This window comes from Haloarchaeobius amylolyticus, assembly GCF_026616195.1.
GTDB classification, from domain to species: Archaea; Halobacteriota; Halobacteria; order Halobacteriales; family Natrialbaceae; genus Haloarchaeobius; species Haloarchaeobius amylolyticus.
The window spans coordinates 1882467-1908156 of record NZ_JANHDH010000001.1; the positions used below are offsets into that span (position 1 = coordinate 1882467).

Below are 25690 nucleotides of genomic sequence, written 5' to 3' on the forward strand. Positions count from 1 at the left end.
GCCGGACGTTCAGGCCAGTTCCGCGACGCGCTCTCTGTGGTCGGCGAGCGTCGCCTCCACCTCGCCCCACGGGATGGGCGCCTCGAAGTCGTCGACCGCGTCCTCGAAGGAGTGCAGCGGGTCCGCGAACCGCTCGCGCCACTCCGGCCGGGCGAGTTCCTCCAGTCGCACGCCGAGGTCGGCGTGGCGGTCGGCGGCGTCCGCAAGGCCGGTCGCGACCGAGTCCGTCCGGTCGTCGGGGTCGAGGTCCTCGCGGTCGGCCCATCGCTTCAGGTCCGCGAACGTCTGCCGGAGGTCGGCCAGCATGAGACCCATCACGCGGTGCTGGAAGCGCACGTCGACCCAGTCGCGGGCGTCGTCGTCGGTCCACTCCCGGTCGAGCGCGTCGGCCAGTTCGTCCAGGCGCTCGCCGGCGACCTCGACCTCCTCGTCGAGCTGGCGGAACCGGACCGACTGGCTGCCGACCCACTTCTCGAAGTCCTCGACGTCGAGCTTGAGGTCGTCCGCAGCCTTTTGGGCCTCGTTCGCCCCCGTGGTGATGCGCCGGATGTCGGCCGCGATGTCGTAGATGTCGCCCGAATCGCCCTGGCGCTCGACGACCGCCTGCAGGTCGGGGCCCAGTGCCTCGGTGTGGTCCTCGGCCGCCGAGAGGCGCGCCTCGAAGGCGTCCAGTTTCGCCTGCACGCTGTCGAGGTCGGTCACGTGGCTTGCGGTCTCGCGGGCGCTCTCGAGGTCGCGGGCCGCGAGTTCGACGCGCGTCTCCGGGGTGGCGACGACCTTCGAGACGTGCCCGAGTGCGTCGTCGACCGCCTCGCGGGTCACGACGCCCTCGTCGTCCGCGACGGTCTCGAGCACGGCCCGGGCCTCGTCCCGGTCGCGCGAACTGTCCTGGGCCACGGCCGCGGCGGCCGCGTCCTCGACCGACAGGCCGGCGAGGTCGTCGGCCGCGACTGCTCGGTCCTCCTGCGTCATACCTCACGATAGCCGAGAACGCGGGTTATAGCTTCTGTAAGTTGCGTACACAGCGGTATTGACCCGTGGAGAGGACGCAATAGCGATATATATCTCTGGGAACTCCGGGCCTCAAAAGCGCGAGGCGAGCCGGCTGCGCAGGCCGCCGCGGGGGAACTCGATATCTAACTGGGTGTTGAAGACGGCCTCGGCCGCGGTCGCGACGGTCTGGGCGTACGGGCCGGTCTCGCCCGCCACGCAGACGGGCGCGCCGGCCACGTCGGCCACCTCGCTCTCGGGGATGGCCACGTCGGCCGGCTCGACGGGGTGGTCGTCGAGGTCCGCCACCCGATTGGCGAGGACGCGGTCCGCCCCCGACCCGATGTCGGCGAGGCGGTCCTCGGCGCGTCGGAGCGTGTCGACGCCGCGCTTCGAGGGTGGCACGACCAGCGCCACGCGGTCGGCCGCGTTGACCGCCGCGATGGAGGGGTTGTCCGCGACCGGCGGCGTGTCGACCAGCACGTGGTCGTAGTGCTCGGTGGCCCGGCGGACGACCTCCCCGAAGCGGTCGGCGGCCTCGCCGGACTTCGCGCGGGCGAAGCGTTCGAGCGAGGCGTAGGCCGGGCAGACGTCGACCGTCCCCGGCGTGTCGATGCCGAGGTCGACCATGGCGGCGCGCTGGTGGACCGAGTCGTCGGTCAGCAGGCGCGTCACGTCGACGTCGATGCGGCCGTGGACGTAGTGACTGAGGCCCTGCGTGGCGAACGAGGCGTCGAAGACGGCGACGCTCCGGCCGTCGCGGGCGAGCGTCGCGGCGAGTTCGACGGTGAGGCGGGTCGCGCCCGCGCCGCCGGTCGCGCCGACGATGGCGGCGGAGCGCTCCTGTGTGGACATACTAATTCCTCGTCCGTTTTCTGTTAAAAAATGTGCGGAATCCACGGCCGTCCGCTCCGGTTACGCGTCGTCGGCCGCGATCTCGTCGGCGATGCGGTCGAGTTCCTCGTCGGCCATCTCGCCCGGGCCGTCGAACAGGGCGTGGATGGGGCCGTTCCCGTCGCCGTCGAAGCGCGGGACGATGTGGCCGTGGACGTGCGGGACCTCCTGGCCGGCGGCCTCGCCGTTGTTGAACGCGACGGTCGAGCCGTCGGCGTCGACCGCGGCCTCGACGCGCGGGACGAGTTCGTGCAGTGCCGAGAAGACGGCCGACCCCTCGTCGGCGGGCAGGTCGTTCAGGGTCTCGTGGTGGTTCTTCGGGATAACGAGGGTGTGCCCGGGCGCGAGGGGGTTCACGTCGAGGAACGCGAAGGCGTGGTCGTCCTCGTAGACGGTGCGGCTCGGGATGTCGCCAGCGACGATCTGGCAGAAGATGCAATCGTCCATGTGCGAGGGCACTCGCGGGCGGCGTATCAAGGTTTCCCGCGGGGGTGTGCGAGGGCGGGACAAACCTCATGGTCGCGGGCCGAGCAGCCATCCACATGTCCTTCGCCCCCGCGACCGACGCCCACGTCCACCTCATGCCCGACCGGCTGATGGCGGCCATCCGCGACGCCCTCTCCCGGGACCTCGGCTGGGCCATCGACCACCCGACCGAGCGCACCGCCATGGAGTCGGTGCTGCGCCGGCAGGGCGTCGACCGCTACCTCGCGCTGCCCTACGCCCACGACCCGGGGCTGGCCCGGAAACTGAACGAGTGGGTGCTGGAGCAGGCCGGGAAGTCCGAGATGGCCGTGCCATTCGCGACGGTCCACCCCGAGGACGACGTGCGCCCCGTCGTCAGGGACGCCTTCAACGCCGGCGCACGCGGGCTGAAGCTCCAGTGCCCGGTGCAGGACGCCGCGCCGAACGACCCGCGACTGGACCCGGCGTTCGAGCTGTGTGCCGAGTACGGCCGGCCGGTGCTGTTGCATTCTGGACGCGCCCCGAACTTCGGGGACTCCGACGCCGTCGGCCTCGGACCCTTCCGGGAGTTCGTCGCCTCCTACCCGGAGGTGCGGGTCTGCTGTGCCCACATGGGCGCGCCCGACACCGAGGGGTTCGTCGCCGAGGCCCGCGCCCACGACCAGGTCTTCCTCGACACGTCGGTCGCGATGTCGGCGGCGGTCCCCGAGAACATGGACTTCGACCCGGCGAGCGTCGAGAACGCGGTGTTCGAGGAGCTTGCCGGCTCCATCATGTACGGGTCGGACTACCCGAACGTCCCCTACGAGTACGCCAGTGAACGCGAGCACCTGCTCTCGCGGGAGCTCTCCGAGGACGCACTCGACGGGCTGTTCCGGGGCGCGGCCGACCGGTTCCTCGCTACTTCAGGATGACGCCGGCGATCTCGGCCCGCAGGACGACCTCGCCCGCTTCGTTCCGGCAGACCGCCCGCGCCGACAGCGAGTAGCGGTCCTCGCACTCGGTGACGTGCTCGAACCGCCAGCGACAGGTCACCTCCTCGCCGGTGTACACCGGCCGGGGGAACTCGAAGTCCATCTCGCGGGCGAGCACGTCGTAGTCGCCGCCGATCTTGGTCGGCAGCGTCGCCGTCAGGAGGCCGTGGACGAGCAGCCGACCGTCATCGTCGCTCTCGACGTGGTGGCTCCCCTCGTCGTGCGAGAGGGTCGCGAAGTCGCGGACCTCCTGGGGGGTGAAGGTGCGCGAGAAGGTGTCCGTGTCGCCGGTCTCGGGGACCTGCATGTGCGAGAAACAGGGGGAGACCGACAAAAATCCCCTGCCCAAGTCGCCCCGGAGACTAGCGACCGACCAGCCGGTCGAGTGCGTCGCCGAGGGCAGCCTCGTACTCTCCGGGGTCGTAGCCGAGGCGCGAGACCCAGACGTCCTGATACGAGGGGTGGAGGATGGGAAGGACGGCACAGCCCAGTTCGGGCGAGTCGACCGGTTCCAGGACCGCATCGAGGAAGCCGTCGAGGGTGCGGTCGTCGAACGCGAACACCGTCTCGGTGGCGTGTTTCCCGGTGGGAACCACGACCGCGGGGGCCACGGTGGCGAGTTCCGTCTCCAGGTGGGCGCGGCAGTTCGCCAGTTCTTCGGCGGTTGGTTCCCGGTTCGTCCCGCCCTCTGGGGCCTCGGGGAAGCACTTCACCGCGTTCGTGTAGTAGGCGTCGGGGTCACCCGCCGACGCGAGCAGGTCGCGGACACGGCGGCCGGAGTGGCGGGACGTGTACGCCAGCCCGGTCAGGTTGCCGCCCCGCCAGCGGTCGGCGTCGGGGTCGCCGGCCGCGGGTGCCTCGCCGACCACGACCACGTCGGCGTCGCGGGGGCCGTTGCCCCACGCGATTCGCTGTCTGCACTCGGCGAGTTGCGGGCAGCGGGCACAGCCCGGCTCGACGACGAACCGGTCGGCGGCGTCGGGGAACGCGGCCATCTCACTCGGCGAGGAGGGCGAGGCGAGACAAGACGGTTTCGCCGCGGCGCTCCCGAAAGGTAGATACCTGCCGGGACGTTCCCAGCATCCATGTTGACGATACTCTCCGAACTGGTCCCGGAACTGCTGGCGATCCTCGCCTACGCCGCGGTGGCTGTCGCGCTCTCGGCGCTCGGTGCGAGCACCGAACTGGCCGGCTGGCACAACCTCGTCACCGAGGGCTTCAGCATCCTCACCGTCTGGTACGCCCTCATCGGCGGCCTGCTGCTCTACAGCGCGGTCGTCCTCGTCGGCTACCAGCGCCTCCTCCCCCGGGTCCGGGTTCTCCTCGCGGAGTGACCCGTCGAAAGCGGTCACCCGGCCAACACCTTCATATCCCCCTGCTCGAATCCTTCGGTCGACATGAGTGATGGGGACGCCGGGAGCATCTTCGCCCGCGACGACCACGAGCCGACACACGAGTTCCCGCAGAGCATCTTCGACGGGGGCGGCGACGACTGATATCAACGGGTGCCTGAATACTCAGGTACCCAACTGATGTAACTCACGTATAATTTCTAGATAGACATGTCGGGGGACAAGGGGTCGATCTTCACCGAGGAAGCGGTGGAACCGACACACGAGCATCCACAGAGCATCTTCCAGCGACCGTTCGACGACCACGTGATGACGGTCTTCGAGGACGACGGCTCCTTCTACCGGCTGCGGGTCAGGGACTGACCGGCGCCGACTCGCCGGTCCGGCCTCTCGACGGGCGGGCTCGCCCGCATGTCCGTTCCGGGAGCGTCTGTCACATCCGCACCTGCAGGACCGATTCCCATTTAATGTCGGAGTGAGTCACTCCGCACATGGAACGATTCGGGGAGGTATCCGACCAGTACGAGCCCCACGAGGTCGAAGACCGCGTCTTCGACTACTGGGACGAGGTGGATGCCTACGAGCAGACGAAGACACACCGAGAGGACTGCGAACCGTTCTTCTTCGTGGACGGCCCGCCGTACACCTCCGGCGCCGCCCACATGGGGACGACCTGGAACAAGGCCCTCAAGGACGCCTTCATCCGCTTCTACCGGATGCAGGGCTACGACGTGACCGACCGGCCGGGCTACGACATGCACGGCCTCCCCATCGAGACGAAGGTCGAGGAGGAACTCGGTTTCGAGAACAAGAAGGACATCGAGGAGTACGGCGAGGAGAAGTTCATCGAGGCCTGCAAGGAGTTCGCCAACCGCAACCTCGACGCCATGGACGAGGACTTCCAGTCCTTCGGCGTCTGGATGGACTGGGACGACCCCTACAAGACGGTCTCCCCGGAGTACATGGAGGCCGCCTGGTGGGGCTTCCAGCAGGCCCACGAGCGCGGGCTGGTCGAGCAGGGCAAGCGCTCCATCAACCAGTGCCCGCGGTGTGAGACCGCCATCGCCAACAACGAGGTCGAGCGCCACGACGTGCACAAGCCCGCTATCTACGTCAAGTTCCCCTTGACGGGCCGCGAGGGGAACCTCGTCATCTGGACGACCACCCCGTGGACCATCCCCGCGAACACGTTCGTCGCGGTGGAGGAGGACGCGACCTACGTCGGCGTGCGCGCCGAGAAGGACGGCGAGACGGACCTGCTCTACGTCTCCGAGCCGCAGGTCGAGGAGGTCCTGAAGGCGGCCCGGTACGAGGACTACGAGGTCGTCGAGGAGGTCACCGGCGAGGAGATGGTCGGCTGGGAGTACGAGCACCCGCTGGCCGAGGAGGTGCCCGACCACCCGCAGGGCGAGGGCGCCGGCCAGGTGTACACCGCCGAGTACCCCGACGCCAACGACCGGTCCGGGATGGTCCACTCCGCACCCGGGCACGGTGAGGAGGACTTCGAGCGCGGCTCGGAACTCGGGCTCGAGATCTTCTGTCCCGTCCAGGGCGACGGCACCTACACCGAGCAGGGCGGCAAGTACGCCGGCCAGTTCGTTCGCGACGCCAACGAGAACGTCATCGCCGACCTCGACGAGAAGGGCCTGCTGCTGGCCCACGACGAGAACTACCTCGTCGAGGGCGAGGGGCAGTGCTGGCGGTGTGACACGGACATCGTCCGCCTCGTCACCGACCAGTGGTTCATCACCGTCTCCGACATCAAGGAGGACCTGCTCGAGAACGTCGAGGACAGCACGTGGTGGCCCCAGTCCGCCCGCGACGAGCGCTTCCGCAACTTCGTCGAGGACTCGCCGGACTGGAACGTCTCCCGGCAGCGCTACTGGGGCATCCCCATCCCCATCTGGACGCCCGAGGACTGGAGTGGCGATATGAGCGAGGTCGTGGTCGTCGGCACCCGCGAGGAACTCGCCGAGCGCGTCGACCAGGACGTCGACCCCGACGAGGTCGACCTCCACAAGCCGACGGTCGACGACCTGACCATCACCGAGGACGGGACCACCTACACCCGCGTCCCCGACGTGTTCGACGTGTGGCTCGACTCCTCGGTCGCCTCGTGGGGTACCCTCGACTACCCGAGCGACGAGAGCCAGTTCGACGAGCTCTGGCCCGCCGACCTCATCATCGAGGCCCACGACCAGACGCGTGGCTGGTTCTGGTCCCAGCTCGGGATGGGTACCGCCGCGCTCGACGAGGTCCCTTACGACGAGGTCCTCATGCACGGCTGGGCCCTCGCCGAGGACGGCCGGAAGATGTCGAAGTCCATCGGGAACATCGTCGAGCCCAGCGAGGCCATCGAGCGCCACGGCGCCGACGCGATGCGCCTGTTCCTGCTCTCGCGCAACCCGCAGGAGGAGGACATGCGCTTCTCGTGGGACGAGATGGAGAACATGCAGCGCGACCTCAACATCCTCTGGAACGTGTTCCGGTTCCCGCTCCCGTACATGCGGATGGACGGGTTCGTCCCGGAGAACGTCACGCCCGAGGAGGCCGACACCGAACTCGTCGACGAGTGGGTGCTCGCCCGTCTCCAGAGCGTCAAGGCCGAGATGGCCGAGCAGTGGGAGGAGCACCGCCGCCCCGACCGCGCGCTCGACACGCTGCTCGATTTCGTCGTCGAGGACGTCTCGCGGTTCTACATCCAGGTCGTCCGCGAGCGCATGTGGGAGGAGGAGGACAACCCCTCGAAGGAGGCCGCCTACGCCACCTTCTACCAAGTGCTCACGGACGTCGTCAAGCTACTGGCGCCGTACGCCCCCTTCGTCACCGACGAGATCTACAACACCCTCACCGGCGACGAGGGTTACGACACGGTCCACATGTGCGACTTCCCCGAGACCGACGACTTCTGGGCCGACGCACAGCTCGAGACCGACGTCCAGCTCCTGCGTGCCGTCGAGGAGGCCGGGTCGAACGCCCGCCAGCAGGCCGACCGCAAGCTCCGCTGGCCCGTCTCGCGTGTCGTGGTCGCCCCGAACGACGACCGCGCCGCCGAGGCCGTCGAGCGCCACCGCGACCTGCTCGCCGACCGGCTGAACGCCAGGGAGGTCGAACTCGTCTCGCCCGACCAGCAGTGGGGCGAACTCCAGTACGCGGCCCGCGCCGACATGGGCAAGCTCGGCCCCGCCTTCGGCCAGCGCGCCCCCGAGGTCATGAACGCGCTCAACGAGGCCAGCCTCGACAGCGCCGACCTCGACGACCTGCGCGAGGCCGTCGGCGAGGACGACCTCACCGAGGAGATGGTCGAGTTCGTCACCCGGACGCCCGAGGGCGTCACCGGCAGTAGCTTCGCCGTGAAGGGCGACGAGAAGGGCGTCGTCTACGTCGACGCCACGCTGACCGAGGACATCGAGAGCGAGGGCTACGCCCGCGAGGTCATCCGCCGCGTCCAGGAGATGCGCAAGGACCTGGACCTCGACATCGAGGCGCGCATCCGCCTCGAACTCGACGTGGCCGACGAGCGCGTCGCCGACCTGGTGAACCGCCACGAGGACCTCATCGCCGAGGAGGTCCGCGCCGCCGAGTTCGGCAGCGTCGACGACGGCCACCGCAAGGAGTGGGAGGTCGAGGGCGTCACGATGACGCTCGCGGTCGAGCCGCTCGCGGAAGCCGAGGCGTCGGACGACTGACCCCGTCGGCATAGGCCCCGGACCTTTCCGGCTCCGGTGCGTCTCTCCTGTATGGCAGAGACACTGGGCTGGTCGCTCATCACGTCAGGCCTCGTCACGCTCGCACTGGTCCTCCTCCCCGGCGACTCGCTGTGGTGGGGGCTCGGACTGACGCTCGCGGGGATCGCCGTGCTGTACAGCCGCCGCGGCGGGTACTGACCGGAACGGGCGCAAGAGTCTTTTCTGCCCTGTCCGTTGTTCGTTGACGTGTACCGTCGGCTCCTCCTCGTGGTCCTGGTCCTCGTGTCGCTCCCGGCCGGAACGGCCACCGCACTGCCCCCTGCTGCCGACGCGGCGGCGACGGGCGGGGCGGTCGACACCGCCGGCACGACCAGCCACGCCGATACGACCGCGCAGTCGACCGACCGGACCCGGGCCGCGACCGACATCCAGCGGACGGTCCGGCTCCACCTCACGCCGCGGGTCCCGGGGACGGTCCGGGCCGACCTCGTCTACCAGGTCCCCGACTCGGTCACCGAACTCTCGGTGACGCTGCAGTCGAACGCGGACGTGGTGACCACCGAGCGGTTCCGCCAGACCGGGACGAACGAGTACGAGTGGACCGGCAACGGCGACACCGCGACCATCACGTTCGACGTCGACGCCAACGAGACCGACACGGCCGGGCGCCGGAGCCTGAAGCCTTCTGACGTGGCGACGCTGTCGGGGCCCAACACGGCGACCGACGTTCCGGACGGGCCGCAGAATGCGAAGCCGGCCGACCCGACCCCGGCGGCCGGTACCGCCGAGGAGTCCTACGCCTTCGTCGACACCGGCTCCTGGGCCATCGCCCGCGTCCCGCAGATGGCGACCTCGTGGAAGTGGGTCGGCGCAGGAGAGGTCGGTCTCTCGAAGCGGGCCGTGGTCGCCGGGGAGGGTGCGACCGGCGGCCAGATCGCCTACCTCGGCCCGATGACGGAGTACGACACGACCGTCCGCGACCAGCACATCCGGCTCGTCGTCCCGCGGGCCGCGGAGATGCGCGAGAAGCCGACCGACGTCCTCGACTCGATGGCCGAGGCCAGCGGCCAGTTGCGCGTCGGCGCCCGCGACCCCTCGGTGCTGGTCGTCGCCGCGCCGACCAGCGTCCGCTGGAGCGTCGCCGGCCTGCAGCTCGGGCCCGACGACGCCTGGGTCAGGGCGAGCGCGCGCCTCGACTCCGCCGACAACGTCTGGCTCCACGAGTACGTCCACACCCGGCAGGCGTTCAAACCGACCGACAGCGGCGAGTGGCTCGTCGAGGGAAGCGCAGACTACTACGCGGCACTGCTCGCGTTCGACCAGGGGCACATCTCGTTCTCGCAGTTCCAGTCGAAACTGGAGCGCGGCGGGACCGAACCCTACACCTCGACCGTCCTCGCCGAGAAGTCGACGTGGGTGCAGGGCGCGGTCTACCTGAAGGGGTCGCTGGTCACCGGCGCCATCGACCGCGAACTGCGCGAGGTGAGCGACCAGACGCGGAGCTTCCAGAGCGTCTTCCGGGAGCTGAACCGCCAGGACGGGACGGTCTCGAACGAGGACATCCTCGCGGCCGTCGCGGCCGAGTCCGACACGGCGACACGCGAGTACGCCGGGCGCTACACGGCCTCGTCGGCGACGCCGGAGATGTGGACCCGGCAGGTCCACGAGGAACTGTTCGGCGTCATCCCGGCCCTGATGCAACAGCGCGTCCCGGCCGGGGGGCTGACCGTCGCCGGCCCCTACCGGAACACCAGCGTCTCGGCCGAACCGGTCCTCGCCGTCGGTGAGCAGTTGCGGACGAACGTCACCGTCGAGAACGTCGGCGGTCGGGCCGGCGACTACGAGGTGACCATGCGGGTCGACGGCGAGGTCGTCGAGTCGAAGACCGGCTCGCTGGTCCCGGAGGAGACGACGACGGTCACCCTCACGAGGGAAGCGACCACGCCCGGCAGCTACCGCATCCTCGTCGGCGACCGCGTGGTGAACCTCACCGTCCGGGAGCCGGCGACGCCGACCGTGACGGGCATCGAGGTCCCCGAGACCGTCACCGCCGGCGAGCAGATAACCGTCCGGGCGACGGTCCAGAACGAGAAGGACTGGCCCGGCGAGGCGACCGTCCCCTTCCTGCTCGACGGCGAGAAGCGGTTCGACCGGACGGTCCGACTCCCCGGCCGGTCCGAACTCACCTACACCGCGACCGCCCGGTTCGCGGAGCCGGGTGAGCACACCATCCGCGTCGGCGACCGGACGGTGACGGTGACGGTCCGGGAGGCGACCGAGACCACCGGGACGGTGACCGACGACCCCGACTCGCTGGCCATCCCCGGGTTCGGGCCGGTAGCCGCGCTCGCGGCGCTGGTCGCGGTCGGCGGTGCAGGCCTGTTGCGGAGCCGGTTCGGGCGTCGAGAAGAGTGATTACGCGAACTCGACCGTCAGCTCGCAGTGGTCGGCGCCGTCGTGGAGGCAGGCACCCTCGGCGATGGCCACCTCGTCGTCGTACTCGGCGGCGATGCCCTCGATGAGTCCCTTGCCGAGGTCACAGAGCCGCTTCTCGGAGCGGTACTCGACGACGTAGGTGTCCGGGTCGAGTCGGGTGGTCGAGACGGTGGGCAGGGCGGACTCGTCGTCCTGGGCGCGGATCTGCTTGTAGATGCCCTCCAGTGCCGTGAGGATCTCGCGGGTCTCCCAGCCCCGCTTGACGTGGGCCTTGAACGTGTTCAGGATGTCCGGGGCGAGGAACCGGCCGAGGTCGCGCTGGACCTCGCGTTCGGTGTGCTCGGTGACCGCGGCGACGGCCGCGATGGCGTCGGTGAACTCCTCGTCCGGGTACCGCGTCACCGGCAGGTAGAGTTTCGGGTCGATGCCGGCCGCGTCCATCACCTCGTCCCACGTTGCCTCCGCGACGTTCTCCTCGACGTACCCCTTGAGCGACTTGTGAAGTATCCCATGCATGGTCCCACCCGCATCTCCGCTGCGGTATATACCCACTAGCAGCGAAGTGAAGTATAAATAATCCGTGTTTTAATTCCTACAGTTTCTCGGCGACAACTTGTGCGACTGACACCTCGGAGACGGGGCGTTCGAGCGTGTCCGTCCCGATGACCGCCTCGACCCCGGCCCGGGCGAGCTTCGTGACGGCGTTCTGGGCGAGCAGCGGGTGGACGCAGGTGACGAACACGCGGGCGGCATCCCGGTCGTTCAGCACCGCGATGGACTCGCTCATGGTCGAGCCGGTGGCGATGATGTCGTCGACGACGACCACGTCCCGGCCGGCGACGTTCGCGTCGCTGGGGGAGATCTCGACCTCGGAGCCCGAGAGGCGCTTCTTCTCGAAGTAGTCCGTCTCGCCCGCGCCGTAGGCGTCCCGGACCGTCTCGGCGAGGTCGCAGGCGCCGTCGTCGGGGGCGAGAAAGAGCGGCTCCGTGAGCGTCTCGGGCAGGGGTTCGGCGAGGACCGACGCCGCGTCGACCGCCTCCGCGGTCGGCTCGAAGAACTCGCAGACGGCCTCCTCGTGGGGGTTCACCGTGACGACCCGGTCGGTGTTGGCCGAGATTGCGCGGGCGACGGCCCGCGAGGAGACGGGTTCGCCCGGGTTGAACACCCTGTCCTGCCGGGCGTAGCCCATGTACGGCAGGACGGTGACTATCTCGTCGGCGCCCGCCTCGCGGGCGGCGTCCTGGAGCTGGAGCAGTTCGAGGTGGGCGTCGCTGGTCGCTGTCGATGCCACGATGACGGCCCGCCCGGGCGAGACGTCCCCGATGCGAGCCATCACCTCGCCGTCGGGGAAGCGCTCGAACTCGACCAGCGCGAGGTCCTCGCCGAGTGCGGCGGCGAGTTCGGCCGCGAGCGCCTGCGACCCGGAGCCTGGGAGTATCATGTGCGTTGGGTCACTCGCCGGGGTTATTCCAGTTTCGTTACGGGGCGGTCGGGCAGGTGTCGGGTGGGTTCGCGGGGGCGACGAGCCGGAAGCTCCCGTCGTCCTCGACGATGGCGTACGGGCGGAGGTGCCCCGACCGCGCGGGTCGACTGTCGAACGTCCTCGTCTGACCGTCGTCGAGGGTCACCGTCAGGACGAACTGGCCAGGGTCGGTGGGGAGGCCCTCAGAGACGACGAAGCCGGGTGGATAGTTGTCGTTCTCTATCGCGTCGAGGTCGCGGGTCAGGTCGGTGAGAACTGCCCCGTCCTGCTCGACCGTGACCGAGACGGTGTGCGCCTCGTCGTCCCTGTTCATGACTTCGAGCGAGCAGAGGACGGAGTCCGCGGGTGGCTCTTCGTCGGTCGGGAGTTCCGGCCAGAGTTCGAATCGGGTGGCGGCGAGGCCGACCGCGCCGGTGGCGGCGACTGCCCCGAGGAGGTTACGGCGGGAGACCATTCGACCCGTCTTCACCGCCTAGAGACATGAACGTTGTCGGAGAACTCGTCCGCTACCGTGGCACCGCCACCGCCGCCACGTCGGGCATCCCGAGCAACTGGTGGCGCCAGCCGTCCTCGCCCTCGGCGAAGAACCTGCCATCTGCACTGACCGCGTAGACCGTGTCACCGTAGTCGAGGTCGACGAATTCGGCGTCGGGCTGGTGGGGGTGGACCTGCCAGCGCCCGTCGTCGGCCAGCCGGAGGAGTTCGCCGCCGCCGAGGGCGTGGCCCCGGTCGCCGTCGCTGGCGACGAGGGTGAACTCGCCGTCGAGGTGGTCCATCCAGCCGTTGCCGAGGTAGTAGAGGCCCGCACCTGTGGCGGCTCGCGGGATACCCGACGCAGCCACGTCGCGCACGTCGTCGAGACCGGCGTGGGCCATGTCGTCGGTGAGGCGGTACACCCCGTCGCTGGCGGCGACGAGGTCGCCGTCGATGGCGCGAACGTCGCCCTCGCAGGTGCCGAGGGCGTTCCAGTCGCCCGATACCTCGTCGTATCTTGCGATTTCGCCGTCCTGGCCGGCCGCGAGCAGGCCGTCGCCGGAGAGCCCGACCGCGACCGCCGGGCCGAAGCCGGACGCCTCGAACTCGCCGGGCCCCACGAGGACGGCCTCGTCGGTGGCGACCGCGACGAGGCCGTCCCCGGCGGCCACGTCCCGCGCCGAGCAGCGATGTGCGAGTTCGAAGCCGCCGACGCGCTCGTCGACCACGTCCACCGTCACGACGCCCATCCCGCTGGCGACGTAGGCGGTCGTCTCGCGCCTGTCGCCGGAGTAGACCCGCTTCTCGTCGAGGCTGATGTCGTTGTCGGCGCTCATGCGTGGAGGTGCGTGGAGTGGGGAGGAAAAGCGTGTGGTTCGTTCTCCGGCGGTGGAAACGGCCGCAGTCTCGGGAATCACGGCGGTCGTGGTGCGGACCGGAGAAACACTAATTCCGTTTTCGAACTTCGGGAAAATTTTAACTCCCGTTACCATGTGCCATGGTACATGGTTACACCAGACGAGGGCTCCAGCACCGGCTCGACGCGTCGACGATTCCTGAAAGCGACAACCGCGACCGCGGTCGGCCTCGTCGGCCTCACCGGGACTGCCGCGGCGTTCGACGGCGACGACGGCGACATTCAGGGCGACCCGGACTTCCCGCGGGCGACCACGCGGGGGCACTTCGACATCCACTGGTGGTACGGCGACCAGCTGACCGACGGCCACACCGCGTGGGACTACAGCACCGTCGGGAACATCCCCGGCTACGGCACCAGCCCGGACCCCGACGAGGTGATGATCTCCATCCACGGCTGGCTGGTCGAGCAGTCCGAGGCACCCGACCACTTCGCCACGGTGAAACGCTCCCTGCGGAACAACGGCTACGACCACCCCGTCATCGGGTTCAGCTACGACTCCGACACCAGCACGACCGACTGGTGGCCGGCGACCGACATCGCCGAGCGCAACGGGAAGAAGCTCGCCAACTTCATCCGGTACTACCGCTCCCAGACCGGCGCCGACGTGCGCCTCATCGGGCACTCGCTGGGCGGGCGCGTGCTGGTCTCGACGCTGCAGGAACTCAACGGGCTGGGCGAGCAGGACTCCATCGTGTCCGCGACGCTGCTCGGGGCGGCCGCCGACAACGACGCGGTGTCCGTGAGTGGCGAGTACGGCGACGACATCGCCGCGGTCGCCGGGCACGTGGACAACTACTGGAAGGACGAGGACGACGTGCTCAACTGGGCCTACTCGACCGGCGAGTTCGACTCCGCGGTCGGCGAGGAGGGCTGTGAGGGCACCCCGCCGGCGAACTACACCGACCACAACGTGGACTACGTCCCGGACCACTTCTCCTACCACGAACCCGGCGACGGCTGCATGGCCGAGGTCGTGGCGAACTTCTGACCGGGAGGACGAGGTGGAGAACCCGCCGGCCTCAGAGCTTCGTCGCGACGCGCAGTTCGGAGTCCGTCACGGTCTCGACGGAATCGGCGGGCACCTCGATGTCGTCCTCGCCGCGGTCGCCGAACCCGAAGCTCTGGATGATTGCGTCGGGGACGCCGGACTCGGGGTCGACGTAGGCGACCTGTGCGTCCGTGTCGACCGCGGTGACGATGCCGATCTGTTCGCCCTCGACGTCCATCAGGTACTTGCCTTCGTCTTCGGTTGACAGGACAGCCATCGTATACGAGACGTGGGCCGGTTCGCCCATATAGGTCGGGCCTAAGGGCAGGGCGTCGGCGACCCCGGCGAGAGCTATCGGCGAGCACGCAGGTTCCATGCCCCCTATCGACGCACCCGCAACAGTTCGGAACCACTTTTGTCTCCCACACCGCAGTACCGCTCGAATGAAGGTATTCGGTTCCAGCGGGACGCGCGGCGTCGCCAACGAGGAGTTGACGCCCGACTTCGTCCTGCGCGTGGCGAAGGCTGCCGGGACGGCGTGGGACGTCGACCGGGTGGCCATCGCCCGCGACACACGCGCGACAGGAGAGATGCTCGCCGACGCGGCCGTCGCCGGCCTGACCAGCGTGGGCGTCGACGTGGACCGCCTCGGCGTCGTCCCGACGCCCGGCGCACAGGTGTACGCCGAGGCCGAGGGCGTGCCCGCGATGATGGTGACCGCGAGCCACAACCCGCCGGAGTACAACGGCGTGAAGCTCGTCGGCACCGACGGCGTCGAACTCGCGGTCTCGGACCTCGAACGCGTCGAGGACATCCTGCTGGCCGAGAAGTTCGAGGCTGCCGCGTGGGACGAGGTCGGTCACGTGACCCACGTCGACGACGCCCCCGAGCGCTACGTCGACCAGCTGCTCGACGCGGTCGACACCGACGCCATCGCCGATGCCGACCTGACGGTCGCACTCGACCCCGGCCACGGCGCCGGGTGCCTCACCTCGCCCGAGTTCTTCCGCCGGCTCGGCTGCCGGGTCGTCACGGTCAACGCCCAGCCCGACGGACACTTCCCCGGGCGCAACCCCGAACCCGTCCCGGAGAACCTCGAAGACCTCGGCCGCCTCGTCCGCGCGACCGGTGCCGACGTGGGTATCGCCCACGACGGCGACGCCGACCGCGCCATCTTCTACGACGAACACGGCGAGTACGTCGAGGGCGACGCCACGCTCGCGGCCCTCGCCGCCGCCGAACTCGGCCCCGGGGACACCACCGTCTCCGCGGTCAACGTCTCCCAGCGCCTCGTCGACGTGGCCCAGAAGACCGGCGCGACGCTGGAGCTCACGCCCATCGGCTCGACCAACATCATCACCCGTATCGGCGAACTCGAGGCACAGGGCGAACACGTCCCGGTCGCCGGCGAGGGCAACGGCGGCATCTTCTTCCCGGACTACCGCCTCGCCCGCGACGGCGCCTACATCGCCGCGCGCTTCCTCGAACTCGTCGCCGAGCGCCCCGTCAGCGAGATCGTCGAACCCTACGCCGGCTACCACAACGTCCGCCGGAACGTCGAGTACGACACCGAGGCCGAGCGCGCGACGATGCTCGCCGCCGCCGAGGACCGCGCGAACGCCGACGCGGACGCCGAACTCGACACGAAGGACGGCTACCGCCTCGACTACGGCGACGCCTGGGTGCTCGCCCGTCCCTCCGGGACCGAACCGCTCGTACGCATCTACGCCGAGGCCAAGGACGAGGACCGCGCCGTCTCCCTCGTCGAGGAGATGCACGAGACGCTCGTCGCCGCGAAGGCCGACGCCTGAGGAACCCCGGTCGAGATCCGGAGCAGAAGAACCTTTTCGCCGCGACGCTGCTACTCCGCGATACCGAGCACGTCCTGTAGCTCCGCCTTCTCCTCGCGCAGGTCGGCCAGTTCGTCGGCGACCGCGCCCGACGCGAGTCGCTCTCGTTCCTCCTCGCCGAGGTCGGTCAGTGCCACGGCCGCGGTCCGCAGTCGGTCGTAGTCCTCGCGCCAGGTCAGCTCGCGGACCGTTCGCAGGGTCGCGACCACGTCCTCGCTGGCGAAGCGCGAGACCAGCGAGATGCGCTCCTCGCAGCGTCGCCTGAGCTGTTCGGCCGGCCCCGGCGGCCAGCCGAGTCGCAGGCCGGAGCCGTCGAGCCGGTCCAGGTAGGTCTGGCGGGTCGAGACCGCACGGGTCAGCTCGACCGGGTCGTCGACGTAGTGCTCCAGTTTCGAGCGCGAGTAGTCCGCGAGTTCGAGCAGTCGCGGGATGGTCTCGGTGCCGGCCTCGTGGCTCTCGACGAACTCGACCAGTTCGGTCGGCGGCTCGCGCACCGCGACCAGCGGGTACTCGGCCGCGTCGGCCGCGAACGCGAGCACCTCGCGGGCGCTGGCGTCGAGGCGGTAGTCCTGGAACGCCTCGACCACCGCCTCGTCGTACGTCTCGATGGGCCCGCGGAGGTCCTCGACCGGGGCGTCGAGGTCCGCCTCGCCGAGTTCCTGCAGTCGCTCGCACTCCGCGATGCGGTCCTTGACCGTCCCGAGCCGCCGCTTCGCGGCCTTCTCGGCCTCACGGTACGCCTCCCTGGCCTCGCGCTCGGCCTCGAGCAACTCGGCCGCCTCCTCGGCGGGTTCGAGGGCCTCGCGGGTCGCCTGGAAGTCGGACTCGCTCAGCCGTCGCTTGTCGGTCCGGTCCAGCGCCGTCTCGAAGGCGTCCCGGTGTGCCACGTCCTCCGGCAGGTCCTCGACCAGTGTCGCGAAGCGCTCCTGGAACTCGACGTAGGCCTGGAAGTCGCCCGACCCCGTCGCGGTGTCGACGTAGTTGTCGAGCAGTTTCGTCGCCTCGCCGTAGGCGTCGGCCACCTGTTCGAGGCCGTCGCGCCCGCGCTCCTCGACCGCCTGCCGGGCCTGCTGGTGCTCGCGTTCCGCCTCGCGGAGCCGGGCCGCGGCCTCACTCATAGACGTCGTCCGGGTCGAAGACACGCTCTCCCACCTCCTCGCCGTCGAGGGTCCGGTAGAAGCAGGAGTGGAAGCCGGTGTGACACGCCCCGCCCGTCTGGTCCACCCGGTAGAGCAGGGCGTCGCCGTCGCAGTCCACCCGCACCTCGGCGACTGCCTGGGTGTGCCCACTGGTCGCGCCCTTCTCCCACAGCTCGTCGCGCGACCGGGAGTAGTAGTGTGCCCGCCCGGTCTCGCGGGTCTTCGCGACCGCCTCCTCGTTCGCGTACGCGAGCATCACCACCTCGCCGCTCTCAACGTCCTGGGCGACCACGGGGACCAGCCCGTCCGCACCGAAATCGAGCGAGACTGCTGTCATTACCTCACACGTCGGCGGTTCGGGCTATGTGTCTTTTGCTGCCGACCGTCACCTGCTGTGGTCGGTCGGTCTCACTCGCCGCGTCAGACCGTGTCTGTGGCGACGCGCAGCGAACTCGCGCCGATGGCGATGAAAGACCGCGACCGCCCCGCACAGCACCGCACCACGCCCTCCCCGGCCGATTCCGTTCCTCGCCTCCGGCTGCGGTACTCGTCCCTCGCGCGGTCCGGCGGGCGGACAGGCCCGCCCGCCTGCACGCGCCAGACGGAAGGTTTCGGTCTATCGGTCGTCGACGCTCGGTGGGAACTTCACCTGGCGCGCGCGGACTCGCGTGCCGGAGGCCGCGAGTCGGCATCGCGCGAGGGACGACCGGAGCGATAGCGGAGGGAGTCGGCTGGGGAGGCTGTGGTGCGGTCGTGGACGCCAGCGCGAGTGGGCCGGTCGGCCTCACCGACACCACCGACACCGGGAACGCCACCCAACCCAACGCGAGACGACCCACGACTCACCAGCCGACACCAGCGACACGCCTAAGCCACCGGGCCGAACACCAAGAGACACGAATGGCAAGCATCGCAGAGCAGTTCTCGCAGGCCCCGGTCCTCGTCTCCCTCTCACTGGCGAGTCTCGTCGCCAGCGTCCTCATGTTCGGCGGGACCATCGCCCTGCTGCCCGGCGGCCTCTCGGAGTCGACCGAACCGTTCTGGCTGGCCATCGTCGTCGTCGGCGTGGCTATCACGGTCATCTGGAACGTGCTGTATCCGCTGTACGAGAATTTTATAGCTTAAATTAGCCCGAGTGCCCGCAGCGCCCCGATGAGGATATCGCCGTAGGCGAACGCGACGAGCAGGCCGAAGAACACGGGCACGAGGAACGGGATGCCGGGCGTGACCCACAGCTCCTCCTCGGTGACCAGCCGGTCCAACCCGTCGCGCAGGCGCTCCGGCGAGGTGCCGTAGGCGTCGCCCTCGATGTCGGCCATGAAGGCGGCGGCGCCCCACGGGTCCTCGACGGTGTCGTCGACTGCTGCGTGGTCTGCGGCAGCAGCTTCGTCGGGCCCTGCGTCTTCTGGCGACTCCGGCTCGTCCACGCCGCCGTCGGTCGCCACGTCCGCGTTCTCCGAGGCCCCCTCGTTCGCGAGGTGGACCGCGCCGTCGGTCGGGTCGTGGGTCTCCTCGGGCAGGCTCGCGGGGTCCCGGTAGTGCTCGGGGTCGGCCCGCAACTCGTCGAGGGTCGCGCCGCGCCAGCGCAGGTACATCCGGACCGCGTCGAGGTCCAGCCCGGACTGGCGGGGGTACAGCAGGCCCTTGAGGCGCTCGCCGATGCCGGCGTCGGAATCGGAGAGCAGTTTCCCGTGCGTGGTCGGGATGGCGTCCCACCGGACCGGGATGCCGACGAACATGCGCCTGCTCTGGTGGCCCATCGCGGTGTTTCGCAGGGCGAGCAGGCCCGGGTAGGCGATGCCCCAGACCACCGCGTTCGTGAGGATGGTGAACGAGAAGACCCGCATCGGGGCGGGGTCGGCGACCGGGAAGGTCGTCCCCGCGAGCGTGATGGCCGGCCACGTGGGATAGAGCACGGCCATCGTCATCAGCGCCCGGGCGTCCGCGCCGCCGAAGGCCCCGAGGAAGTGGAACAGGTACGCCATCGAGACGACGAAGCCGACGCTGATGGTCGTCGTGATGACGAACAGCCGCCACTCGCGGCCCCCGGCCGCCACCGCGTCCTGGTACTCCAGCGCGAGCAGGGCCACGCCGAGGGTCGTCAGCGGGACCCACGTCAGGTTGTCGACGCGGCGCGTCTGGATGTCGGTGTACGCCAGGTAGGCGAAGACGGGAACCGTCAGCAGGCGCAGCAGGTCCGGAATCGTCGCGGAGAGAGGGCCGACGTCTACCACTGGGAAGAGAGGCACCGGGAGACGAGGTAACAGTTACGGTCGGGTCAGGTCGCGATACGCGGTGCTGGGTCGGGTGGAAAACGGATGAAGGTGAGAGTCCGTTTCAGATGACGCGGTTCTGCAGGTAGTCGAGGTGCTTCGCGTTGTACACGATCTTGACCTCGTCGGCAGCCGGGCTGCCGATGCAGGTCAGACGGACGTTCTTCTCCTCGACCTCCTCGTCCGAGAGGATCTGCTGCATGTCCATGTCGATGTCACCCTCCGTGACGATCGCTGCGCAGTTCGCGCAGGCACCGGCACGGCAGGAGAAGGGCCAGTCGTAGCCCTGGGCCTCTGCGGCCTCGAGGATGTACTCGCCCTGGTTGACTTCGAGGGAGCCGTAGTCCTCGTCACCGAGGCCGGCGTCAGCAGCCTTCTCGAAGAGGTCGTCGTCGTCCATGTCCCAGCCCTGGTCGTCCAGCACTTCGTAATTGAGGTATTCTACCGTGGGCATCACCCGACGGTTCGACCCGCTTGCCAAAAGACCTTGCTGTTTTGTAAGGGGTGAAATCCCGAAACTCGCAGGAACAATCGGTATAGATTGGTCTGGGACGGTTGATACGTCCGGGCTGGTGAGACAGCGAGGCCCGGTAGCGGCCACCGAGACGGCGCCCCCCGAACAGACCTATCAGCCGTAGATAGGGAACACCGAGAACAGCAGGTACGAGGCCGTCGCGGAGAGGCTGGGTGTGATGATCCACAGGCCGATGACGCGGCCGGTCGTCCCGGGGTCGAACAGGTCGCTCGCGGCGAGTTCCTCGGGCTGCTCCTCGCCGATGGGAGCGACCGACTCGCCGGGTTTGTCCGCCTGGAGTGCGCCACCGACGGTCTTCTTCTGGGTCTGGTCGGCTTCGACCTGTTCGGTGGCCGTCCCGCCGTCGGCCTTGGTCGCGCCCTCGCCCTTGACGGCTTTTCCAGCCGCCTGCGTGATGGTGGTGGTACGGGTCGCCCGTCCCCAACCGAGGCCGACGATGGACATCGTCGCCGAGACGGCGAGCGAGGCCGGGATACCGATGAGCGACAGGAACGTGATGAGGCTCGCACTCACGACCTCGACGATGAGCGCCGCCAGCAGCGGCAGGTCGGTGAGGTCGTTGCCGACCGTATCCAGCGTCCGGCGGGCGATGGTGAACGCGCCGAGACCGATGGCGCCGCCACCCAGCGCGACGTAGACGATGAAGCCGTCACCGAAGGCGCTGATACTGTAGAGGGGCGCGACCGCGTTCGCGACGTTCGACGCGCCCGCCGAGAACGCCATGTAACAGCCGATGACGACCACGAGGACGGCGCTGATGGCCTCGCGGCGGGACGTGCCCTCCGCGATCCAGACCACCGGGATGGGGCCAAGGTGCCGGCGTTCGAACATCGACCCCGTCGATGTATCGACGCCGAACCGGGTCGCGAGCATCGGGTAGAAGTACCGGCCGATGACCGCACAGACCCAGAACGCCATCACGGGCGCGACGATCCACCACGAGACGATGCCGCCCATGACCTCCCAGCGGATGCTGTCGCTGGCGACGCCCATGCCGGCGATGGCGCCGACCGCGGTCATCGAGGTAGAGGCGGGGACGCCGAAGAGGTTGGAGACGAGCAGCGCCAGCCCGACGAACAGGAGGATGACGACGCTGGCGGCCAGCGTGAACTTCGTGGCCGGCACGATCTTGCCGCCCATCGTCTTGATGACCTCTCGACCGGCGGTCCAGCCACCGAGGAGTGCGAAGCCGGACATCAGGGTCGCCGCCCAGAACTTCGACACCGAGTTCGAGCCGACCGCGGGCCCGAACGCGACACCAGTGGAGGAACCGCCGATGTTGAAGCCGACGAACACGGCCACCGCGAGTCCGACGACGAGGAGCGCTTCGACCATACTGTTCGGCCCTATGACGACGACCGGTAAAAAGGCCGTCATCGGTGTCTTTACAGCCGCACGACACGCCCTTGCTGGTGTGACACCCTTCCCCGACTTCGCAGTGATTCCGGCCGTCGACATGCAGGACGGCGAGGTGGTACAGCTCGTCCAGGGCGAACGCGGCACCGAGAAGACCTACGGCGACCCCGTCGAGGCCGCCGAGGACTGGGTCGCACAGGGCGCGAGCACGCTCCACCTGGTCGACCTGGACGGCGCGTTCGAGGGCGAGCGCAAGAACGCCACCGCGGTCGCGGCCATCCGTGACGCCGTCGACGTCGACATCCAGCTCGGGGGCGGCATCCGGACGGTCGAGGACGCCGTCGGCCTGCTCGAGAGCGGCGTGGACCGGGTCATCCTCGGGACCGCCGCGGTCGAGAACCCCGACATCGTCGCCGACATCTCGGCGGAGTACCCCGGCAGCGTGATGGTCAGCCTCGACGCGAAAGACGGTGAGGTCGTCGTCTCGGGCTGGACCGAGGGCACGGGACTGGACCCCGCCGAGGCCGCCACGCGCTACGAGGACCTCGGTGCGGGCGCCATCCTCTTCACCGACGTCGACGTCGAGGGGAAACTCGAGGGCGTCCAGACCGGGCCGGTCCGCCGGGTCGCCGACGCCGTCGACATCCCCGTCGTCGCCAGCGGCGGCGTGGCGACCCTCGACGACGTGCGCGCGCTCCGGGACGCGGGCGCGGCCGCCGTGGTCGTCGGCACCGCCCTCTACGAGGACCGGTTCACGCTCGAAGAGGCACTGGCCGCGGTCGCGGAGTAGCCGCGGAACCGCCGGTTCTCGGGACGGTCTATCGTATCCGGCCTCTACACGTGCGTAGTCGTCACTGACGAATCGAGCACGCTGGGGAGATGAGTACGTGAGGAGAGCACGGCGCGGGAGCGCTGGTGTTGGTGTGGGAGTGGAGGGCTGGTCTGTGTGAGAGCTGGTGTGGGAGTGGAGGGCGTTCGTGGTGGTGTGGGAGTCACTCCGCCCCGTACCCGTGCCCGGCCACGAGCGCGAAGAGGTTCAGCGAGAGCAGGACGAGGAAGGCCTGCGTCTCCGCGGGCGATTCGATACCGGACGCGAGCAGTGACAGGTGCGCGAACGGGAGCGCGATGGCCAGCCAGAAGCTAGCCGTGCGCAGGGGGGTCAGGAGCCGGTCCGTGTCGAATCGCTCTGCGAGCGAGCCGGGGATCAAGGGGAGTTGTTGTGGCGTTGCGGGGGACATCGGGAACACCTCGTGGGCACTTCCAGCTACGACGGGGTACCCCATAAACCGGGGCGAGCCTTTGGTCGATTTCGAGACGTTTTACGAGTGGCGCCAGAACGTTTCACAACTGCTCAGATTCTTTTAGACCTTTTAGAACCACTTCTCAGCAAATAACCCAAATCATGCTAACGCGTGCCATCATCAATTCTGTGATGATTCGGTTCGGCGGTTCGACGCCCCACACCCCCCAGTGTCAACACGCACCGAGAGCGCAATCGCTTTGCACGCGGGGCCGCTGGATGGGAACATGACCGACCGAGCCGCCGCGGTCACGCGAGAGACCGGGGAGACGGACATCGAGGTGACCCTCGACGTCGACGGCGACGGCGAGAGCGAGGTCGACACCGGCGTCGGCTTCTTCGACCACATGCTCACCGCGTTCGCCAAGCACGGGCTGTTCGACCTCACCGTCAGGTGCGACGGCGACCTCGAGATCGACGACCACCACACCGTCGAGGACGTGGCCATCACGCTGGGCCAGGCGTTCGAGGAGGCACTGGACGACAAGCGCGGCATCGTCCGCTACGCCGACCGCAAGGTCCCGCTCGACGAGGCGGTCGCCGGCGTCGTCGTCGACGTCTCCGGCCGGCCGTACTTCGAGTTCGACGGCGAGTTCTCCCAGCCCTTCGTCGGCGAGTTCACCAGCCACATGGCCGAACACTTCGCGATGTCGCTGGCGATGAACGCCGGCCTCACCCTGCACTGCGAGGTCTCGGGCGACAACGCCCACCACGAGGTCGAGGCGCTGTTCAAGGCGCTGGCGCGCTCGCTGGACGACGCGACCCGCATCGACGACCGCCGGAGCGACACCCCGAGCACGAAGGGCCAGCTGTAGGGCTCCCCTAACCGGCAATCCACACCGATAAAACCACGGAGCGTCTCTGTCCGCGCAATGTTCGACGAGATCATGGAGAAGTTCGAGGGCTCCCCCAGCCAGCAGGCCGTCATCCGGCTGTTACTCGAACGCGGGTTCTCCGTGAACGACGACGGGCGGGTCGTCTCGGGGGGCATCGAGATTCCGAACACCGGCATCGCCCGCGAGATCGGGGTCGACCGCCGGGTGGTGGACTCGACCACCGACGCCATCCTCGCCGACGAGCAGCTCCGGCGCATCTTCCAGAACATCTCGCAGGTCCCGAGCCTGATGGACCTCGCACCGGTGCTCGACCTCACCGTCCTCACGGTCGAGGTGACCGACGCCGAACAGCAGGGCATCGTCGCGACCATCACCGGACTGCTGGCCGAACACGACATCTCCATCCGCCAGACCATCAGCGAGGACCCCGAGTTCACCGACGAGCCGAAGCTCCACCTCGTCACCGACCAGGAGCTGCCGGGCGACCTCATCAACGAGATACGGAACCTCGACTTCGTCCGGAAGATCGAGCTACAGTAGTCCCGAGGCCCGAACCGACGCGCTATTGGGGCCGGCTTCCCGAGTACGACCATGGACGAGAAGGTCGAGACCGCCCTTCGCTTCGTCGCCGCCCAGCTCGCGGTGGCGACCGCCGCCATCCACCTCTGGCTGGGGTGGCGCGCGCTCTTCGCCTACATCAACGCCGGGCGCCCCTTCACCGACCCCCGGATGGTCCTGTTCGTCCTCTCCGCCATCGCGGTCCCCGTCGGCCTCGCGCTGGCGGCCGCCGGGATGCGCCGCGACTACGTCTACAGCCTCGGTATCGGCCTCATGCTGTGTTACCTTGTCGGCTGGCTGCTGTTCGGCGGCCACCCGCAGCCGGGACAGCTACAGATCGCGCCGGCGTGGACGGCCACCGGCGAACACACCCACGGGTCGGTGCTCGCGACGCTCGTCGAGCACCTCTTCTCGCAGTGGGAACTGCTCGCGAGCAAGGTCATCGAGACGGTCCTGCTCGGCATCCTCGTCGTGTTGCTCCGCGAGGAGCGACGCGCTTCGGCCGGCAGTGAGGGCGACGCTGCCGACGCGGAGGCCACGGCGTGACCGAGACCTTCCAGACCGTCGCCGGCCCCGGCGAGGCACGCTTCGAGATTCGTGGCTCCGAGTTCATCGGCCACGTCAGACCGGTCGACAGCGTCGAAGCCGCCGAGGCGTTCATCGCGTCCGTCGCGGACGAGTACGCCGACGCGACCCACAACGTGCCTGCATATCGGGTCCGGGCCGACCCGCTCCGCGAGTGGTCGAGCGACGACGGCGAGCCGACGAGTTCTGCTGGAAAACCCGCCCTGAACGTGCTCACACAGCGCGAGGTCGAGAACGTCGTCGCGGTCGTCACGCGCTACTACGGCGGGACGAACCTCGGCGTCGGCGGCCTCGTCCGGGCGTACTCCCGCGCCGTCAAGGAGGCCGTCGACGACGCCGGCGTGGTCGAGGAGCGCCCCCACGAACGCTTCGCGATAACGGTCGATTACGACGACTCGGGGTCGGTCCGGGGCATCCTCGAATCCGAGGGCGTCGACTTCGAGGCCGACTACGAGGCCCGGGTCAGTTTCGACGTGCGCGTCGCGGTCGCCGACGGTGCGGCACTGCGGGACCGCATCCGGAGCGCGACGAGCGGGCGCGCCGAGATCTCGGACTGAGGCGCCACACCCACACGTTCTTTGTCCCCGCCAGCCG

The 25690-nt window shown here is 69.0% G+C and carries 30 protein-coding genes; 14 read left to right on the plus strand and 16 right to left on the minus strand.

Annotated features, from left to right (window positions below; translation table 11 throughout):
- Positions 1-9 precede the first annotated feature (9 nt).
- The 3 genes from NOV86_RS09690 to NOV86_RS09700 form a co-directional block, all read right to left on the minus strand.
- On the minus strand, positions 10-972 hold the full coding sequence (locus NOV86_RS09690; RefSeq protein ID WP_267641144.1) for a hypothetical protein: 963 nt from the start codon (positions 970-972) through the stop codon (positions 10-12).
- Between the two features lie 111 nt (positions 973-1083).
- The gene (locus NOV86_RS09695; protein ID WP_267641145.1) at positions 1084-1845 is read right to left on the minus strand and encodes a ParA family protein; all 762 of its coding nucleotides are present in this window, start codon (positions 1843-1845) and stop codon (positions 1084-1086) included.
- Positions 1846-1905: 60 nt separating this feature from the next.
- The gene (locus NOV86_RS09700; RefSeq protein WP_267641146.1) at positions 1906-2331 is read right to left on the minus strand and encodes an HIT family protein; all 426 of its coding nucleotides are present in this window, start codon (positions 2329-2331) and stop codon (positions 1906-1908) included.
- Between the two features lie 95 nt (positions 2332-2426).
- On the opposite strand from NOV86_RS09700, the gene NOV86_RS09705 reads away from it, so the two are divergent.
- Positions 2427-3263, plus strand: a complete 837-nt coding sequence (locus NOV86_RS09705; RefSeq protein WP_267641147.1) for an amidohydrolase family protein — start codon at positions 2427-2429, stop codon at positions 3261-3263.
- Here the strand turns inward: NOV86_RS09705 and NOV86_RS09710 are convergent.
- Entirely contained in the window at positions 3250-3630 is a 381-nt protein-coding gene (locus NOV86_RS09710) for a hotdog family protein (RefSeq protein ID WP_267641148.1), read from the minus strand. The two genes, NOV86_RS09705 and NOV86_RS09710, sit on opposite strands and share 14 nt — an antisense overlap.
- A gap of 55 nt (positions 3631-3685) precedes the next feature.
- A complete protein-coding gene (locus NOV86_RS09715) occupies positions 3686-4318 on the minus strand; it encodes a uracil-DNA glycosylase (protein WP_267641149.1) in 633 nt (210 codons plus the stop codon).
- Positions 4319-4408: 90 nt separating this feature from the next.
- On the opposite strand from NOV86_RS09715, the gene NOV86_RS09720 reads away from it, so the two are divergent.
- From NOV86_RS09720 to NOV86_RS23210, 5 genes are all read left to right on the plus strand, one after another.
- The gene (locus tag NOV86_RS09720; protein WP_267641150.1) at positions 4409-4657 is read left to right on the plus strand and encodes a DUF8151 family protein; all 249 of its coding nucleotides are present in this window, start codon (positions 4409-4411) and stop codon (positions 4655-4657) included.
- A 228-nt stretch (positions 4658-4885) separates the two neighbouring features.
- The gene (locus NOV86_RS09725) at positions 4886-5038 is read left to right on the plus strand and encodes a hypothetical protein (protein ID WP_267641151.1); all 153 of its coding nucleotides are present in this window, start codon (positions 4886-4888) and stop codon (positions 5036-5038) included.
- A gap of 128 nt (positions 5039-5166) precedes the next feature.
- Positions 5167-8364: an isoleucine--tRNA ligase gene (ileS, locus tag NOV86_RS09730; RefSeq protein ID WP_267641152.1), complete on the plus strand. Its 3198-nt coding sequence runs from the start codon at positions 5167-5169 to the stop codon at positions 8362-8364.
- A 51-nt stretch (positions 8365-8415) separates the two neighbouring features.
- Entirely contained in the window at positions 8416-8562 is a 147-nt protein-coding gene (locus tag NOV86_RS09735) for a hypothetical protein (RefSeq protein WP_267641153.1), read from the plus strand.
- Positions 8563-8610: 48 nt separating this feature from the next.
- Positions 8611-10779 (plus strand): CARDB domain-containing protein, encoded by a 2169-nt coding sequence (locus NOV86_RS23210; RefSeq protein ID WP_267641154.1) that lies wholly within the window; start codon positions 8611-8613, stop codon positions 10777-10779.
- Here NOV86_RS23210 and NOV86_RS09745 read toward each other — a convergent pair whose 3' ends face one another.
- The 4 genes from NOV86_RS09745 to NOV86_RS09760 all read right to left on the minus strand — a co-directional run bounded on the left by NOV86_RS09745 (position 10780) and on the right by NOV86_RS09760 (position 13593).
- A complete protein-coding gene (locus NOV86_RS09745) occupies positions 10780-11316 on the minus strand; it encodes a heme NO-binding domain-containing protein (RefSeq protein ID WP_267641155.1) in 537 nt (178 codons plus the stop codon).
- Between the two features lie 76 nt (positions 11317-11392).
- Positions 11393-12241 (minus strand): ribose-phosphate diphosphokinase, encoded by an 849-nt coding sequence (locus NOV86_RS09750; RefSeq protein WP_267641156.1) that lies wholly within the window; start codon positions 12239-12241, stop codon positions 11393-11395.
- Positions 12242-12278: 37 nt separating this feature from the next.
- Positions 12279-12737, minus strand: a complete 459-nt coding sequence (locus tag NOV86_RS09755) for a twin-arginine translocation signal domain-containing protein (RefSeq protein ID WP_267641157.1) — start codon at positions 12735-12737, stop codon at positions 12279-12281.
- Positions 12738-12789: 52 nt separating this feature from the next.
- Positions 12790-13593, minus strand: a complete 804-nt coding sequence (locus tag NOV86_RS09760; RefSeq protein ID WP_267641158.1) for an HVO_0234 family beta-propeller protein — start codon at positions 13591-13593, stop codon at positions 12790-12792.
- A gap of 168 nt (positions 13594-13761) precedes the next feature.
- On the opposite strand from NOV86_RS09760, the gene NOV86_RS09765 reads away from it, so the two are divergent.
- Positions 13762-14664 (plus strand): esterase/lipase family protein, encoded by a 903-nt coding sequence (locus tag NOV86_RS09765; protein WP_267641159.1) that lies wholly within the window; start codon positions 13762-13764, stop codon positions 14662-14664.
- A gap of 31 nt (positions 14665-14695) precedes the next feature.
- Here NOV86_RS09765 and NOV86_RS09770 read toward each other — a convergent pair whose 3' ends face one another.
- Complete coding sequence (locus NOV86_RS09770) at positions 14696-14941, minus strand: DUF8593 domain-containing protein (protein WP_267641160.1); 246 nt, start codon at positions 14939-14941, stop codon at positions 14696-14698.
- A 166-nt stretch (positions 14942-15107) separates the two neighbouring features.
- Here NOV86_RS09770 and glmM point away from each other — a divergent pair, with 166 nt between their 5' ends.
- Positions 15108-16475 carry a phosphoglucosamine mutase gene (gene glmM / locus NOV86_RS09775; protein ID WP_267641161.1) on the plus strand — a complete coding sequence of 456 codons (1368 nt, stop codon included), beginning with the start codon at positions 15108-15110 and terminating at the stop codon, positions 16473-16475.
- Between the two features lie 50 nt (positions 16476-16525).
- On the opposite strand, the gene NOV86_RS09780 is transcribed toward glmM, so the two are convergent.
- Complete coding sequence (locus NOV86_RS09780) at positions 16526-17632, minus strand: DUF7118 family protein (protein WP_267641162.1); 1107 nt, start codon at positions 17630-17632, stop codon at positions 16526-16528.
- The gene (gene hisI / locus NOV86_RS09785) at positions 17625-17990 is read right to left on the minus strand and encodes a phosphoribosyl-AMP cyclohydrolase (protein ID WP_267641163.1); all 366 of its coding nucleotides are present in this window, start codon (positions 17988-17990) and stop codon (positions 17625-17627) included. Before hisI ends, NOV86_RS09780 begins: the two co-directional genes overlap by 8 nt.
- Positions 17991-18553: 563 nt before the next feature.
- On the opposite strand from hisI, the gene NOV86_RS09790 reads away from it, so the two are divergent.
- Positions 18554-18778, plus strand: a complete 225-nt coding sequence (locus NOV86_RS09790; protein WP_267641164.1) for a hypothetical protein — start codon at positions 18554-18556, stop codon at positions 18776-18778.
- Here the strand turns inward: NOV86_RS09790 and NOV86_RS09795 are convergent.
- The 3 genes from NOV86_RS09795 to NOV86_RS09805 form a co-directional block, all read right to left on the minus strand.
- The gene (locus tag NOV86_RS09795) at positions 18775-19887 is read right to left on the minus strand and encodes an A24 family peptidase C-terminal domain-containing protein (protein ID WP_267641165.1); all 1113 of its coding nucleotides are present in this window, start codon (positions 19885-19887) and stop codon (positions 18775-18777) included. The genes NOV86_RS09790 and NOV86_RS09795 overlap by 4 nt on opposite strands.
- A 103-nt stretch (positions 19888-19990) precedes the next feature.
- Positions 19991-20380 carry a ferredoxin Fer gene (fer, locus tag NOV86_RS09800; protein ID WP_267641166.1) on the minus strand — a complete coding sequence of 130 codons (390 nt, stop codon included), beginning with the start codon at positions 20378-20380 and terminating at the stop codon, positions 19991-19993.
- Between the two features lie 174 nt (positions 20381-20554).
- Positions 20555-21796, minus strand: a complete 1242-nt coding sequence (locus NOV86_RS09805) for an inorganic phosphate transporter (RefSeq protein ID WP_267641167.1) — start codon at positions 21794-21796, stop codon at positions 20555-20557.
- Between the two features lie 79 nt (positions 21797-21875).
- On the opposite strand from NOV86_RS09805, the gene hisA reads away from it, so the two are divergent.
- Positions 21876-22607: a 1-(5-phosphoribosyl)-5-[(5-phosphoribosylamino)methylideneamino]imidazole-4-carboxamide isomerase gene (gene hisA / locus NOV86_RS09810; RefSeq protein WP_368408739.1), complete on the plus strand. Its 732-nt coding sequence runs from the start codon at positions 21876-21878 to the stop codon at positions 22605-22607.
- A gap of 202 nt (positions 22608-22809) precedes the next feature.
- On the opposite strand, the gene NOV86_RS09815 is transcribed toward hisA, so the two are convergent.
- Positions 22810-23055, minus strand: coding sequence for a DUF8028 family protein (locus NOV86_RS09815; protein WP_267641169.1), 246 nt, complete (start codon positions 23053-23055; stop codon positions 22810-22812).
- Positions 23056-23344: 289 nt separating this feature from the next.
- Here NOV86_RS09815 and hisB point away from each other — a divergent pair, with 289 nt between their 5' ends.
- Genes hisB through NOV86_RS09835 form a run of 4 tightly spaced genes read left to right on the plus strand, consistent with a single transcriptional unit; the run spans position 23345 to position 25653 of the window.
- The gene (gene hisB / locus NOV86_RS09820) at positions 23345-23932 is read left to right on the plus strand and encodes an imidazoleglycerol-phosphate dehydratase HisB (protein ID WP_267641170.1); all 588 of its coding nucleotides are present in this window, start codon (positions 23345-23347) and stop codon (positions 23930-23932) included.
- Between the two features lie 57 nt (positions 23933-23989).
- Positions 23990-24493 carry a TrpY family transcription regulator gene (gene trpY, locus NOV86_RS09825; protein ID WP_267641171.1) on the plus strand — a complete coding sequence of 168 codons (504 nt, stop codon included), beginning with the start codon at positions 23990-23992 and terminating at the stop codon, positions 24491-24493.
- A gap of 51 nt (positions 24494-24544) precedes the next feature.
- The gene (locus NOV86_RS09830) at positions 24545-25057 is read left to right on the plus strand and encodes a hypothetical protein (RefSeq protein WP_267641172.1); all 513 of its coding nucleotides are present in this window, start codon (positions 24545-24547) and stop codon (positions 25055-25057) included.
- Positions 25054-25653 carry an IMPACT family protein gene (locus NOV86_RS09835; protein WP_267641173.1) on the plus strand — a complete coding sequence of 200 codons (600 nt, stop codon included), beginning with the start codon at positions 25054-25056 and terminating at the stop codon, positions 25651-25653. Before NOV86_RS09830 ends, NOV86_RS09835 begins: the two co-directional genes overlap by 4 nt.
- The last annotated feature ends 37 nt before the right edge of the window (positions 25654-25690 follow it).